Consider the following 13,311-nt stretch of genomic DNA (forward strand, 5'->3'; position numbering starts at 1 on the left):
CGGTCTCAGGGATGATTCAGGGGCGAATCAGGGTAGTCCCGACGGATGACCGCACCAGGGCATCCAGTCCCGGGCCCACAGGCGGGTGCGCCGCAACCGGCGTTATGCCTGCGGTGAGTAGTAGACCAGCGCCCTGGGGACGACGCGGTAATGCACCTTGCGCACCCCGGCCAGCGCTTCGCCGTCCACTGCCAGGGCCATCGGTGCGCCGTTGGCGTGGATGGTGACCTCGGTTGCTTCACGGAGGTGGGTGATGCTGGAACTGGCCACAGTACCGGTGAGCACCGCCCAGAGAAGCCTCAACCGTGCGAACGATTCATCCGCCGAGAAGATCCTGAAGTCCAGCACGCCGTCGTCCAGCACGGGCCGGAGCAGCGGCGCATGGTCCCTGGGGTAATAGCGGCCGCGCCCCACGTATGCAATCCACACCCGGTGCAGGGTTCCGTCCACAGTCAGCGTGATGGGCGTTCCGGCGGCGAAGGTCCGGAACATGGCCACCACTCCCGCCAGCGGCTTTCCGAGGGCCGGCTGCAGCTGTTCGCGCCGCCGTACCAGGTTGGGGTACAGGCCGATGCTGGAGGTATTCAGCATGATCAGCTCGGACACTTCCGGCGATCCGGCAAGGCCGCGCTCGGCCGTGACAAACCCGATGTCCGCCTTAGCCGCCTCGCCGTTGGACGCCGCGGTCACCGCCTGCTGGAGATTCCCGATTCCGGCATCCCGGGCAAAGTGGTTGAGGGTGCCGCCGGGGAGTACCAGCAACGGGAGGGTCCGCTCGATGGCGGCAGCCGCCGCTGCCCCGACCGTACCGTCTCCGCCCCACACTCCCAGGGCCTTGGTTCCGGGAGTGTCGGCAGTTGCGCTGATCTGCTCCACCAGGTCATCTTCGGGGCGGACCGTCACAATATGCGCCTTCGGAAATACTTCGCGCAGGGCATTGGCCGTTTCATCGGTGAATGAGCCGCCCAGCGTGTTCACCACAATGCTGAGTCCCGCGCCGCCGGGCAGTTCCGGGGCGGAGGCCGCGGTGCGCTGCGTCTTGGGGATGGGTGGCCGCACCGGCCACCAGTGGCGGGTGACCAGGGCGGCCCCTGCGCCCAAGGCCGAGCCGAACAGGACGTCCGAAGGCCAGTGGGCCCCGGTATGGACCCGGGAGTACGCCACCCCCGCCGCAGCGGGGGCAAGGGCGGCGCCGATGGCGGGCCGCACCAGGCCCACGCCTACAGCAAAGGCCACGGCGGAGGCGGAGTGGCCGGAGGGCATCGATGAGCTGGTGGGTTGCGGATGCACAAACCGGAACACGGGAAGATGTTCCGGCAGCGGCCTCGTCCGGGGCAGCAGGGTTTTGAAGATGACGTTGGTGACGGTGGAGGCGACCGCCTGGGCCAGGAGGCCGTGGACTGCTGCCCTGCGGGTCTTGCCGGGGAACGCCGCCATGCCCGCGGCGATTGCTATCCAGAGCTTCCCATTGTTGGCGGAAGCCGAGAGCCGGCGGAAAAAGTCGTCATGGCTGCCGCCTGGCATGTTTGAAACATGCCGGACAAGGTACCTGTCCATCCGGCTGATCCATCGGTGGCTGCCCCGCCATGTGCTCTGCATTCCCACACCCTACCGCCGCCCGCGGAAAGGCGGCTCCTAGTCGGTCTTGAGCGGCCGCGCGGCTCCAGCCAGGAGCAGTGCGAGGAGGATGGGGGCCAGGATGGCCAGCAGTGCCTGGTGGATGCCCACCACGTCACCGAGGTATCCCAGCAGGGGCGGGCCCGCCAGGAACGATATATACCCCAGGGTGGATACAACACTGACGCGCGCCGCCGCGCGGGTGGGGTCGTCAGCTGCGGCGGACATGCCCATGGGGAAGGCCAGCGCCGCACCGATGCCCCAAAGGGCTGCGCCCACTGCTGCTATCCAGACGTTGTCTGCGAGGACGAATAGGCCCAGGCCTGCAGCCGCCGCTGCCATGCTGGCACGCAGCACCGCAACCCTGCCGTAAGCGTCGATGACGCGGCCGCCCATGAACCGCATCGCCGTCATGGCCAGGACAAAGAGCGCGAACATCAGCGCGCCGGTTGAATCAGCGGTTCCCAGCCCATCCACGGAGGCCTTGGCAATCCAGTCGTTGCCGGCGCCCTCGGTGAGGGTGGCACCCAGCACCACCACGCCAATGAGGAGCGTCCTGCTGTCCCGCCAGGCGGAGGGTCCCTTGGCCGGCTTGGTTTCGCCCTCGGGAAGTGCGGCTGCCACATGGGGGAGGAAGTAGCGCGGCGCAACCAGCGTTGCCAACAGCACCACGCCTGCGATGACCAGCAGGTGGAGCGGCAGTCCCACGCCAAGGTTGGACAACCCGGCACCCACCAGCGCACCTACAAAGGCGCCGCCACTGAAGGCCGCGTGGAACTGGGGCATGATGGTGCGCCGGAGCCGGTGTTCAACGTCGGCGCCCTCAATGTTCTGCGAGACATCCCAGAGGCCGATGGCAATCCCGAAGAAGAACAGGGAGATGGCAGTTCCCGGAATTGATGCTGCGGAGAGGGACAAGGCGATGCCCACACCGGCCGCCGCCGCCAGCGCCCCGCTGAAGCGGACGGTGTTGGCCGTTCCGATCCTGCCCACCACCAGGCCGGCCGTGGGCAGGGCCAGCAAGGACCCCACCGCGGTGCACAGGAGCAGGGTTCCCATCTGGCCTGAAGTGATCTGCAGGATTTCCGTTACAGCCGGGATGCGCGCCGCCCAGCTGGCAAAGACGAGTCCGTTGATGCCGAAAACCACGAAGGTGGCCGCGGCGGCAGCCGTCACTCCGGCCTCGCGGGCCGTGCCGGTATTGGTGTTCATGCGTTCACTGCTTCCACTGGATTGCTGCGGATTCGGCCCGGGTCTGACTGTGCGCTGTTATGCCTGCCTGCGGTTGCCTCCGGCTGCGGTTCAGCGTGCACGTTCAACGCGCTTTTCATCCCACACCGGCTCCGCGGATTCGTAAACCTTGCCGTCGGAACCGAAGACCAGGAAGCGGTCGAAGGTCCGTGCGAACCAGCGGTCGTGCGTTACGGCAAGGACGGTGCCTTCAAAGTGGTCGATGGCCCGTTCCAGTGCCTCGGCCGAGTGCAGGTCCAGGTTGTCCGTAGGTTCATCGAGCAGGAGCAGCGTGGCACCGGACAGCTGCAGGAGCAGGATCTGGAACCGTGCCTGCTGTCCGCCGGAGAGCGATTCGTATTTCTGCTCGGACTGGCCGGCCAGTCCGTACCCGTCCAAGGCGCCGGCAGCCGCTTCACGGCCGAGGCCGGAACGGTGCTCGTCTCCCCGGTGCAGGATCTCCAGCAGTGTCTTGCCCAGGAGGTCTGGCCGGACATGGGTCTGGGCGAAGAAGCCGGGCCTGATGCGCGCGCCCAGTTTCACGGTCCCTTCGTGCGGGACCTCCGCGATTTCCACATCGGATACCGGCACGTGCTCGCGTTCCGGGTCTGTGCCTCCCGTGGCGAGCAGCCGCAGGAAGTGGGACTTGCCGGACCCGTTGGAGCCCAGGACTCCCACGCGGTCGCCGAACCACACCTCAGTGGAGAAGGGCTTCATCAGCCCGGTCAGCTCCAGCCGCTCGGCCACGATGGCGCGCTTGGCTGTCCTGCCGCCCTTGAGCCTCATCTGCACATTCTGTTCGACCGGGAGGGCCTCGGGCGGGCCTGCCTCAAGGAACTTGGCCAGCCGGGTCTGGGCTGCGTGGTACCTGTTGGCCATGTCCGAGCGGAAGGCCGCCTTGTTCTTGTACATGTTGACGAGTTCCTTGAGCTTCGCGTGCTCCTCGTCCCAGCGCTTGCGCAGCTCCTCAAAGCGGGCGTTGCGGTCTGCCCGGGCTTCCACATAGGAGCCGAACCCGCCGCCGTGGATCCACGCGCCTGCGCCGCTGATGCCTGGTTCCAGGGTGACGATGCGCCCGGCGGCGTTGTTCAGCAGTTCCCGGTCGTGGCTGATGAAGAAGACGGTCTTCCGGGATTCATTGAGCTTGTCTTCAAGCCAGCGCTTACCGGGCACGTCAAGGTAGTTGTCCGGTTCGTCGAGCAGCAGCAGGTCATCCGGTCCGGCAAACAGGGCCTCCAGGACCAGGCGCTTTTGTTCGCCGCCGGAGAGGCTCGACGCCGGGCGGTGCTGCGCGCGGTCGAACGGCAGGCCCAGCGCGGCCATGCACACCTCGTCCCACACGGTCTCCACGTCGTATCCGCCGGCGTCGCCCCAGTCCACGATGGCCTGGGCATAGCGCATCTGGGTGGGCTCGTCGTCGTTCTCCATCATGGCCAGCTCCGCCTCGTCCACCTCACGGGCGGCGGCGGCCAGGGCCGGGGGAGCTGCGGAGACCAGCAGGTCACGGACGGTTGAATCATCGCGGACCTGGCCCACGAACTGGCGCATGATGCCCATGGTCCCGGAGCGACCCACCACGCCCTCGTCGGAGACCAGGTCGCCGGCGATGATCCGGAACAGTGTGGTTTTTCCCGTGCCGTTCGGTCCGATCAGTGCTGTCTTGGTGCCGTCCGGAACCTTGAAGGTCACCCCGTTCAGCAGCTGGGTGCCGTCGGAGAGGAAGTAGTCGATGCCGGAAACGTCAATATGAGCCACGGGCTCCATCTTCCCACGCCCCGGTCCCGGTGTTTCTGCCCGGATCTGCGGGCCTGACGGCCCGCAGCTGCGGATATCAGGGCAAACGCCCTAGCCGGCAGCGCTGAGGAATGCCTTCAGCAGCGGGCCCGAGGTGGTGGCGCCGAGGCCGCCGTCCTCCACGAAGACTGCCACGGCGAGGTCGCCGTGGACGGCCACGATCCAGGCGTGGGTCTTGGGCGGGTTTTCGTTGCCGAATTCCGCGGTTCCGGTTTTGGCTCCCACCGGCTGGCCGGGAACGCTGGACAGGAATCCGGCGTGGCCGGATGTCACCACGGCGCGCATCATGTCAGCCAGGGAGGCTGCCTCGGCGGCGGTGATCGGTTTGTCCGACGCCGTTGACGGGGCTTCGGCACTCGCTGTCGCGGAGGGCTGGGCCGACGGTGCAGAGGATCCGCTGGCTGTCCCGGCGGCGGCAGCACCGCCGTCGGGGTTAAGGACAAGCTGGGGCGAAACCGGCGCACCCTTGGCCACCGCGCCGGCCATCATCGCTGCGGCCAGCGGGGAGAGCAGCACCTTGCCCTGGCCGATCATGGAAGCGGCGTGCTCCGTTCCTGCGGCGTCCGCGGGGACGGATCCCAGGAAGGCGTCGGCTCCGAGGGACGGCGCCTCGACGGCCAGGCCCATGGCCATCGCCGCTGCTTCCAGCTGGCCCTGGGACACGGAATCCCGGGCGGCGATGAAGGCCGTGTTGCAGGAATGCGCGAAGGCATCCCGGAGGGTCACCGAGCCTAGCGAGCCTTCCGGGTAGCCTTCGGCATTCTTGAACGTGCGCCCGTCAACATTCAGCGTGGGGGTGCACTGCACCTTCGAATCCGGCGTCAGCCCGTTGCGGAACATGGCCAGCGAATCAACCATCTTGAACGTCGAACCGGGCGCGTACTGTCCCAGCATGGCCGTGTTGTAGCCGTTGCTGCCGGGACCGGAGGCGGCGGCGAGGACGGCGCCGCTGGATGGACGGAGTGCCACGATCGCCGAGGCTGGCTTCACGTCCTGGAGGGTGGTCTCGGCAAGGGTCTGCAGGCGCGGATCCAGAGTGGTCTTGAGCGGAGTGCCCGGCTGGGGCGCGATTTCGAAGAGGACCCGGCGCGGGTCCGTGGCGGCGGACTGGATCTGTTCGCGTGTCAGGTCCGCGCGCTGGGCACGGATCACGACGGCGTCAGTGCCCCTGAGCTGCTCGTCGTACTGCTGCTGCAGGCCGCCGACGCCGGTGGCATCTCCGGCGGTCAGCTTGCCTCCCGAGGCTTCGATCTGCTCGGCGGTTGCCTGGCCGACGGACCCGAGCACGGCCCGGGCGAAGGTCCTGGTGGGCGCGAGCGGCACCGAGTCCGGAATGGCACGGGCACCGGGGATGGCAGCAATCTGTTCGTTGGTGACGGTGCGGCCTTCTTCGCGCAGGGTGATGGCGGGAACGAACGCTTCTGCGCCCGAGGCCTTGACCTGCTGCGTGTAGCCGGCCGGGTCCACTCCCACGAGGGCCGCCAATTTGGCGGCGGAGTCTGCCGGATCCGCGGCGCCCAGTTGCGGCTTGTCGATCCCCACGTTCACCACCGGCCTGTAGGTGACCAGCGGGGCGTCTCCTGCTCCCAGGATGTCGGCACGCTGGGGCGACCGGGTGCCTTTAGTGAGGATCTCCGAGTCGTTAAGGTCCGGCACCAGGCTGGCCGGATTCCAGACCGTCAGCCACTTGTCCCCGGACTTCCGGAAGGCAGCGGACGTGGTGTACTTCCAGTCGCTGTCGGCGATCTTCCAGCTGTAGGTCAAGGGCACGGAGGCGTTCTCGCCGTCCAGGGTGATGTCCCCCGCCTCAACGGTGGGCTTGGCCGGGTCCAGGGAGGCGAAAACGTTCTTCAGCTGCTCGTTTGCTGCCGCAGCGTCTTTGCCGTCAAAGGCAACGCCGCCAACATCGAGTCCGGAAACGGCTGATGCCAGCTGCCGGGCTGCGGCTTCAGCGCCGCCCCGTCCGTCGTCGCACGCCACCAGTGACGTTCCGAGAATGAGCGCAGCTACGGCAAGCGAAAGTTTTGTTGATTTCCCCATGGCGCCATTATCCACCGAGTTGGATGCGCTTTTCCCACGCCACGGCGACGCCGGACAGGCCGGACGGCAGGCCCCGCGGGTCTATGAACCGCCCAGGCCGAGCGCCGGCAGCCCCAGGCCGAACATGTCCTTGAGGGCATACGTGGCGGCGTGCATCCCGGGCATCCCGGTAACTCCGGGACCGGGAGGCGTAGCCGAGGAGCAGAGGTACACCCCGGGCAACGGGGTCCGCCACGGCACGGGAGACACCACGGGCCGCTGGATGAGGCCCCTGAGGTCCATGGTCCCCACGCTGAAATCCCCGCCAATGTAGTTCCGGTTGTAACGGGCAAGCTCCGCCGCGGTGACGGTGTTGGATTCCACGATCAAGTCCCGGAATCCGGGAGCGAACCGTTCCAGCTGGGCTGTCACGGCCTCGGTCATGTCCTTAGTGGATCCGGCAGGGACGTGGCAGTACGTCCACAGCGTGTGCCGTCCTGCGGGGGCGCGGGTGGCGTCAAAGCGTGAGGGCTGTGCCACCAGGACATACGGGCGGTCCGGATGCTTGCCCGCGGTTACCTCGTTTTCCGAGCGCGCCAGTTCCTCGCGTGTCCCGCCCACGTGCACGGTTCCCGCGTCAGCCAGCCCGGCGGCCTCCCAGGGGACCGGACCGGACAGGATGAAGTCCACCTTGCAGGAGCCGTTTCCGTACCGGAAGGACTCCAGCGATGACCGGTAGCGTGGCGGCAGTGCGTTGCCGGCCATACCGGCGAACCCGCGTGGGGAAACGTTGAGCAGGGATGCCCGCGCTGGGGGAAGGTCGGTGAGCCGGTCCACCGGGGTGTCCGTGTGGATGAGTCCGCCGCGGTCCCGGATGTCCTGTGCCAGGGCCGCAGCGATGGCTGCGGAACCGCCCACGGGAATGGGCCAGCCGCCCGCGTGGCCCAGGGCTCCGAGCATCAGGCCTGCGCCGGACGCGGCCAAGGAGGGCTGGTGGGAGATGGCATGGGCGGCCACTCCGCTCAGGAGCGCCGGGGCCTTGTCTTCCCGGAACCTGAGGTTCCACAGGAAGGATCCCTGCTCTGCGGTCCGCGCTCCGAATATCCCGGCGGCCACCGGGTTCCTGGGGATCCGCAGGAGCTGGTCCTGGGTGAAATCCATGATGTCCGCGGTCCGGGAAACCAGCGGCGCCATGAGGTGCCGGTACGCAGCGCCGTCCTTCCCCAGCTCGAACGCCGTCCTGTCCAGTGAGCGGTATGCCAGGGCGGCCCGGCCGCCGTCCAGCGGCGAAGCGAAGGAGAGTTCGGGCGTGACCAGGTCCACCCGGCGTGCGAGCTCGAAGGCACGGAAGAAGGGGGAGGCCAGTGCCATCGGGTGGACCGCCGAACAGACGTCGTGGAAGTGGCCCGGCTGCATGAGTTCGGTGGTGCGGGTACCGCCGCCGATTGACCCGGCCGCCTCGAATACTTCCACGGACAGGCCGGCGCGCGCCATGATGGCCGCAGCTGCAAGTCCGTTGGGTCCGGCGCCGACCACGTTGACATCAGGCATGGGTGGATTCCTTCCAGTGCAGCAATGACCCGGACGTCCGGCGGAAGTCCAGGCGGAGCCGGTCGGGTGCGTTGCTGAAGGGGCCGCCGTGGGGATCATCAAGGTTGTGCCGGCGGATGGGGTCGTAGTGGGGGTCGTAGATGTCCCAGGCGACGCGGGCCATGAGGTAGGCCACCGCGAGCATGTGCGCTGCCACCGCCAGTACGTAGTAGGGCATGTCCAGGTTGTGCTGAGGGGAACCCGCACTGGTCACCTGGCCGAGGTACATCCACACCGCGGCCCAGTGCAGGCCCTCGATGCCCTGCCACACCAGGAAGTCCCGCCACTTCGGACGGGCCAGCACAAGCAGCGGAATGAGCCACAGCACGAACTGGGGTGAATAGGCCTTCCCCGTCAGGACGAAGGCGGCCACCAGCAGGAACACCAGCTGCGCCAGGCGCGGCCGGTGCGGAGCAGACAGGGCAACAACGGCGATCAGGACGCACGCCAGGCCGAAGAACCCGGCGGAAAGCAGGTCGATTGCCTCCGCGCTGAGGACTGGCCGTTGCAGCTTGGCCGCCACAAGGTTGTATGCGAACCACGGCGAACCATATCCAGCGTCCCGGCTGGCGTTGAACTGAAAGTAATAGGCCCAGCCACCGGGATTTGCGGCCGCGAACGGAAGATTGACCGCTGCCCAGCTGACCGCCGCGGCGGATGCTGTGGCAAGCAGCGGCCGGAATTTTCCGGTCCGCAGCGCCAACAGGAGGACGGCAGCAGGGAACAGGAGGGCATAGGCGTTGGCTGCCACCGCCAGTCCGGTCAGTATTCCGGCGGCGACGGGACGCTGGGCGGCAAAAAAGTACATGCCCACGGCCAGCAGGCAAACAGCCCAGAGGTCCCAGTTGATGGTGCCCGCCAGGACCAGGCCGGGCGCCACGGCCACCATGGCCGCATCCCATGGACGGCGCGCAGAAATCCGGGCTGTAGCAAGAACGGCAATCATTGCCGCCACGGCGAGCAGGACGGCGTTGATATCGAAGAAAGCCAGCACCCGCGCATCGGAAATACCTTGGCCCGGGACCAGCAGTGCCGTCACCCCGGCAACAAGGCCCACCACCACGGGGTACTCGAAGGGGCTGCTGACGATGGGGAAGGATCCGTCGGCAAGGCCCCGGTTGCGGAACAGCTCGGGAAGGTCGGAATAGCAGGTGGCATAAAACTGTGTGGGGGATTCCCATCCGTACGCCCGGCAGTACCCCTTGACAAGGACCCCGAGAAGGGCCGCAGCGAGGGTCAACAGGATCAGCACACGGTCCACGGTGAACGGCCCGGGGGACACCACCCCCGGTTCCGATCTGCGCCCCAGTGGTCCGCCCACCAGCTCGGTGAAGTTCCGGAGCAGCACGTCGCTGCGGCTGGGAACAACCAGCCTGTACCGTCCACGGTGCCCCCGGGGCTCGGTGTCCTGCATGTTCCCGAGCTTACAGCCCGCCCCCGGGCAGGAAGCCCCGGGGGCGGGTGTCAGCGCAGGCCTCCCATTAGCTGGTGCATCACTGCGAAGGCGTCGTCGCGGTGCTGTTCCAGCAGCCGGCTGTTGAACCCGGCCTGGGCTGGCCGCCTGCGGACTCGGGTCAGGAGCTTGCGGATTATTCGGATCAAGGTACTCACCTCCTTTGGAAGGCACAAAAGTTTTTTGGCACGGCAATTAAAGCCGCCACCAAAAAGGAATTTGGGCATAAAGAATCACCGAAAAATGGCACACTGAAATTCGGTGAAAGACGCAGCAATTAAATGCGTGCCTGAATAAGCGGGAATACCGTCAGCAGGGAGGCGGCTGCCACATGCGGGTACGGGAAGTACGGGCACCGGTGCATGGGAGGCCAAGGCAAACCCTGCAGGCCGACAAAGGCGGCATACACAGGGCGGCACTACGACATTGCACTCAAGCGTCCGGCAGGTCCGGTATCAGAAATCCCGCCGCCTGTGCAGCGGGATCACGGGCTAGTGGCCGGCGCGGCCCTGCGGAAAGTGCACCTCGTGCGCGGAGGCCGGGGCAGCATTGACGGCCACATTCCATTCGCCAGTCAAAGTCATCATTCTCCCAACCTCCTCTTCTTTCATTCGCGGCATCGTGTGGATGCTGCAGCACGGGCAATGCCCCGGCAGAAAAGTCCTGGGGCTAGGAATAAAGGTACACCACGAATTACGCGGCGACCATCCTTTGTGCGCTAAAAAGAGAAATTGTTTAGGAATCGGGTATTCAGAGTCCCCAGCGGACAATTGCAGGAGTTTTCTTATCCCACCCGAGGGTGCACACCTTGGCTGTACCGAGGACGAAATGCCGGCCCTCAACGGGAGGCAGTTCCAGCCAGCGTGCGGTCAGGATGCGGGAAAAATGCCCGTGGGCCACCACCAGCACATTGTCCATCCCCGATTCGAGGACGCGGCCGATGATCTTGTCAGCCCTCGCCGCCACCTCGTCCAGGCTCTCGCCATTGGGCACGCCGTTGGTCCAGATCAGGTAGTCCGGGTTGTCCTTGCGGATGAGGTCGGAGCTGATGCCCTCGTAGTCGCCGTAATTCCATTCCACGGCGAGGGGTTCGTGCTGGGCGTCGGGGAAGCCTGCCAGCTCAGCCGTCCGTCGGGCACGGCGCAACGGGGACGTGAGGACCAGGTCGAAATCGACGCCGTCCAATACTTTGCGGGCTTCAACGGCCTGCTGTTCACCTTCAACGGTGAGCGGCAGGTCCGTGAGCCCGGTGTACTGGCCGCTCTTGGACCACTCCGTTTCCCCGTGGCGGAGGATCCAGAGCTGGGGGCGCGGGGCGAGGGCGGGATTGGTCACTTGGACTCCTCAACATGGGAAGGTTCGACGCCGGCGGGGGACTCTCCGTCCGCCGGTTCGGCAGGTGCTGCTTCAGGCTGTTCGGCCCACCAGCGGAGGAGCCTGGCCTCCGCGTCGTCGGCAGCCAGGGGGCCATGCTCCATCCGCTCATTGAGGAGGAACTTGTAGGCCCTTCCCACCACCGGTCCGGGCTTGAGGCCCAGCAGGGACATGATCTGCGCCCCGTCCAGGTCCGGACGGACCGCCTCCAGGGACTCCTGTTCACGCAGGGCAGCGATCCGTTCCTCAAGATCGTCGTAGGCGAAGGACAACCTGTCGGCCTTGCGCTGGTTTCGGGTGGTGACGTCGGAGCGGGTGAGGCGGTGCAGCCGCTCCAGCTGGGGCCCGGCATCAGTGACATAGCGGCGGACGGCGGAATCGCTCCACCCGGCGTCCCCGTAGCCGTAGAAGCGCATGTGCAGCTCCACCAGGCGCGCCACGGACTTGATGGTGTCATTGTCGAAGCGCAGGGTCTTCATCCGCTTCGTGGTGAGTTTGGCACCCACCATGTCATGGTGCCGGAAGCTCACCGCGCCGCCCTGTTCGAACCGGCGCGTAGCCGGCTTGCCGACGTCGTGCATCAGTGCCGCGAACCGAAGGACGAAGTCGGGGCCGGGGACGGGTCCCTCCGCATCCGTCTCCAGAGCCGCTGCCTGCTCCAGGACCTGCAGCGAATGCTGGTACACGTCCTTGTGCCGGTGATGCTCGTCGGACTCGAGCCGGAGCGCGGACACCTCGGGCAGCACAAACTCGGCCAGGCCCGTGTCCACCAGCAGGTCCACACCCACTCGGGGGCGGGCGCCGCAGATGAGTTTGACCAATTCATCGCGGATCCGTTCGGCCGAGATGATGGTGATTCGTTCAGCCATCCCGGTCATGGCCTTGCGGACGTCGTCGTGGACGGACACACCCAGCTGGGATGCGAACCGGGCGGCCCGCATCATCCGCAGCGGATCGTCGGAGAAGGACGCCTCCGGCGAACCCGGCGTCGCCAGCACCGAGGCATGGAGGTCGCGGACCCCGCCGAAGGGGTCCACCAGTTCCATGGTGGGCAGCTTGAGTGCCATGGCGTTGATGGTGAAGTCGCGGCGCAGCAGGTCGTCAGTCAGCGATGAGCCAAAGGCCACCACGGGCTTCCGGGAGTCCGGATCGTAGGCTTCGGCCCGGTAGGTGGTGATCTCGATTTGGAATCCGGCTTTGCGCATGCCGATGGTTCCAAAGGCACGGCCGATTTCCCAGAAATTGTCCGCCCACTTCTTAATAAGGGCAACCGTCTGGTCCGGGGTGGCGTCGGTGGTGAAGTCCAGGTCCGGCGAGGTCCGGCCCAGGAAGAGGTCACGCACGGGACCGCCCACCAGCGAGAGTTCGTGGCCGGCGTCTACGAAGCGCTGGCCAAGCTCCAGGACCACCGGGTCCACCTGGAAATCGACGGTGTGGGAATCAGTCTTGTGATGTGCGTGCGCCATAGTTACTTAAGCTTGGCAGAAACCGGGGGCACGGCAGGCCAAAAAGTCCGTCAAGATCCGTGGGATTCGTGGGCCGCCGCGAAACTGCGTCATATGCCGTCCATGTTTGCGTCATGTTCCGGTCATCACGAACGGGCAACAGTCGTTAGAGTGGACTCCATGGCCCATCCAGTACCGAGCGCTCCAGGCAGGAGGACAAACGCACCATTGCCGTCGGCAATCGGTGCGCACGTGGCCCCTGCCCCGCACTCGGCGCCGGCGTCGCTGCCAACGGTGGAGGAAGTTTCCGCCGGCGGCGTGGTGGTTGACACGTCCGACGCCGAGCTTCGGGTTGCGATTATCGCCCGCCTTAACCGCGGGGGACGCCTTGAGTGGTGCCTGCCCAAGGGCCACCCCGAAGGCAAAGAGAACAACGAAGAGGCAGCGGTCCGCGAAATCGCCGAGGAAACCGGCATCGAGGGCACCATCCTGGCCCCCTTGGGCAGTATTGACTACTGGTTTACCGTCAGCGGGCACCGGGTCCACAAGACCGTGCATCACTACCTGCTGCGTGCCACCGGCGGTGAACTGACCATCGAGAACGATCCCGACCAGGAGGCCGTGGACGTTGCCTGGGTGCCCATCCAGGAGCTGGCCAGGAAGCTTTCATTCCCCAATGAGCGGCGCATCGCCGACCTCGCACGCGAGGTCCTGCCCGGCCACCTCTGACGCCGGGCCTGGCCAGCCCGCAGCGGCGTTGCGGTGTTAAGCGCCTCCGGGTGAGACGAT

Annotated in this window: 10 protein-coding genes; 2 read left to right on the forward strand and 8 right to left on the reverse strand. The window is 66.5% G+C overall.

Annotated features, from left to right (window positions below; genetic code table 11):
* Positions 1–102: 102 nt before the first annotated feature.
* The 6 genes from ACP3TD_RS00890 to ACP3TD_RS00915 all read right to left on the reverse strand — a co-directional run bounded on the left by ACP3TD_RS00890 (position 103) and on the right by ACP3TD_RS00915 (position 9,664).
* Entirely contained in the window at positions 103–1,599 is a 1,497-nt protein-coding gene (locus ACP3TD_RS00890) for a bifunctional phosphatase PAP2/diacylglycerol kinase family protein (protein WP_426764892.1), read from the reverse strand.
* Positions 1,600–1,635: 36 nt separating this feature from the next.
* The gene (locus ACP3TD_RS00895; protein ID WP_426764893.1) at positions 1,636–2,829 is read right to left on the reverse strand and encodes an MFS transporter; all 1,194 of its coding nucleotides are present in this window, start codon (positions 2,827–2,829) and stop codon (positions 1,636–1,638) included.
* Between the two features lie 90 nt (positions 2,830–2,919).
* Entirely contained in the window at positions 2,920–4,602 is a 1,683-nt protein-coding gene (locus tag ACP3TD_RS00900; protein WP_426764894.1) for an ABC-F family ATP-binding cassette domain-containing protein, read from the reverse strand.
* Positions 4,603–4,692: 90 nt separating this feature from the next.
* A complete protein-coding gene (locus ACP3TD_RS00905) occupies positions 4,693–6,681 on the reverse strand; it encodes a penicillin-binding transpeptidase domain-containing protein (protein ID WP_426764895.1) in 1,989 nt (662 codons plus the stop codon).
* Positions 6,682–6,762: 81 nt separating this feature from the next.
* Positions 6,763–8,211, reverse strand: a complete 1,449-nt coding sequence (locus ACP3TD_RS00910) for a phytoene desaturase family protein (protein ID WP_426764897.1) — start codon at positions 8,209–8,211, stop codon at positions 6,763–6,765.
* Positions 8,204–9,664 carry a glycosyltransferase family 87 protein gene (locus ACP3TD_RS00915; protein ID WP_426764898.1) on the reverse strand — a complete coding sequence of 487 codons (1,461 nt, stop codon included), beginning with the start codon at positions 9,662–9,664 and terminating at the stop codon, positions 8,204–8,206. The genes ACP3TD_RS00910 and ACP3TD_RS00915 overlap by 8 nt, the downstream gene beginning before the upstream one ends.
* A 101-nt stretch (positions 9,665–9,765) precedes the next feature.
* On the opposite strand from ACP3TD_RS00915, the gene ACP3TD_RS00920 reads away from it, so the two are divergent.
* Positions 9,766–9,984, forward strand: coding sequence for a hypothetical protein (locus ACP3TD_RS00920; protein ID WP_426764899.1), 219 nt, complete (start codon positions 9,766–9,768; stop codon positions 9,982–9,984).
* A gap of 469 nt (positions 9,985–10,453) precedes the next feature.
* Here the strand turns inward: ACP3TD_RS00920 and ACP3TD_RS00925 are convergent, their stop codons facing one another.
* Together ACP3TD_RS00925 and ACP3TD_RS00930 are read right to left on the reverse strand one after the other, a co-directional pair.
* Positions 10,454–11,038, reverse strand: a complete 585-nt coding sequence (locus ACP3TD_RS00925) for a histidine phosphatase family protein (RefSeq protein WP_045731238.1) — start codon at positions 11,036–11,038, stop codon at positions 10,454–10,456.
* Positions 11,035–12,543: a CCA tRNA nucleotidyltransferase gene (locus ACP3TD_RS00930; protein ID WP_426764901.1), complete on the reverse strand. Its 1,509-nt coding sequence runs from the start codon at positions 12,541–12,543 to the stop codon at positions 11,035–11,037. Before ACP3TD_RS00930 ends, ACP3TD_RS00925 begins: the two co-directional genes overlap by 4 nt.
* A gap of 207 nt (positions 12,544–12,750) precedes the next feature.
* Here ACP3TD_RS00930 and ACP3TD_RS00935 point away from each other — a divergent pair, with 207 nt between their 5' ends.
* The gene (locus ACP3TD_RS00935) at positions 12,751–13,251 is read left to right on the forward strand and encodes an NUDIX hydrolase (protein WP_091716923.1); all 501 of its coding nucleotides are present in this window, start codon (positions 12,751–12,753) and stop codon (positions 13,249–13,251) included.
* Positions 13,252–13,311: the final 60 nt, after the last annotated feature.

Origin of the sequence: Pseudarthrobacter sp. 1G09 (assembly GCF_050038305.1) — a bacterium.
In the GTDB taxonomy this organism is placed as follows: Bacteria; Actinomycetota; Actinomycetes; order Actinomycetales; family Micrococcaceae; genus Arthrobacter; species Arthrobacter equi.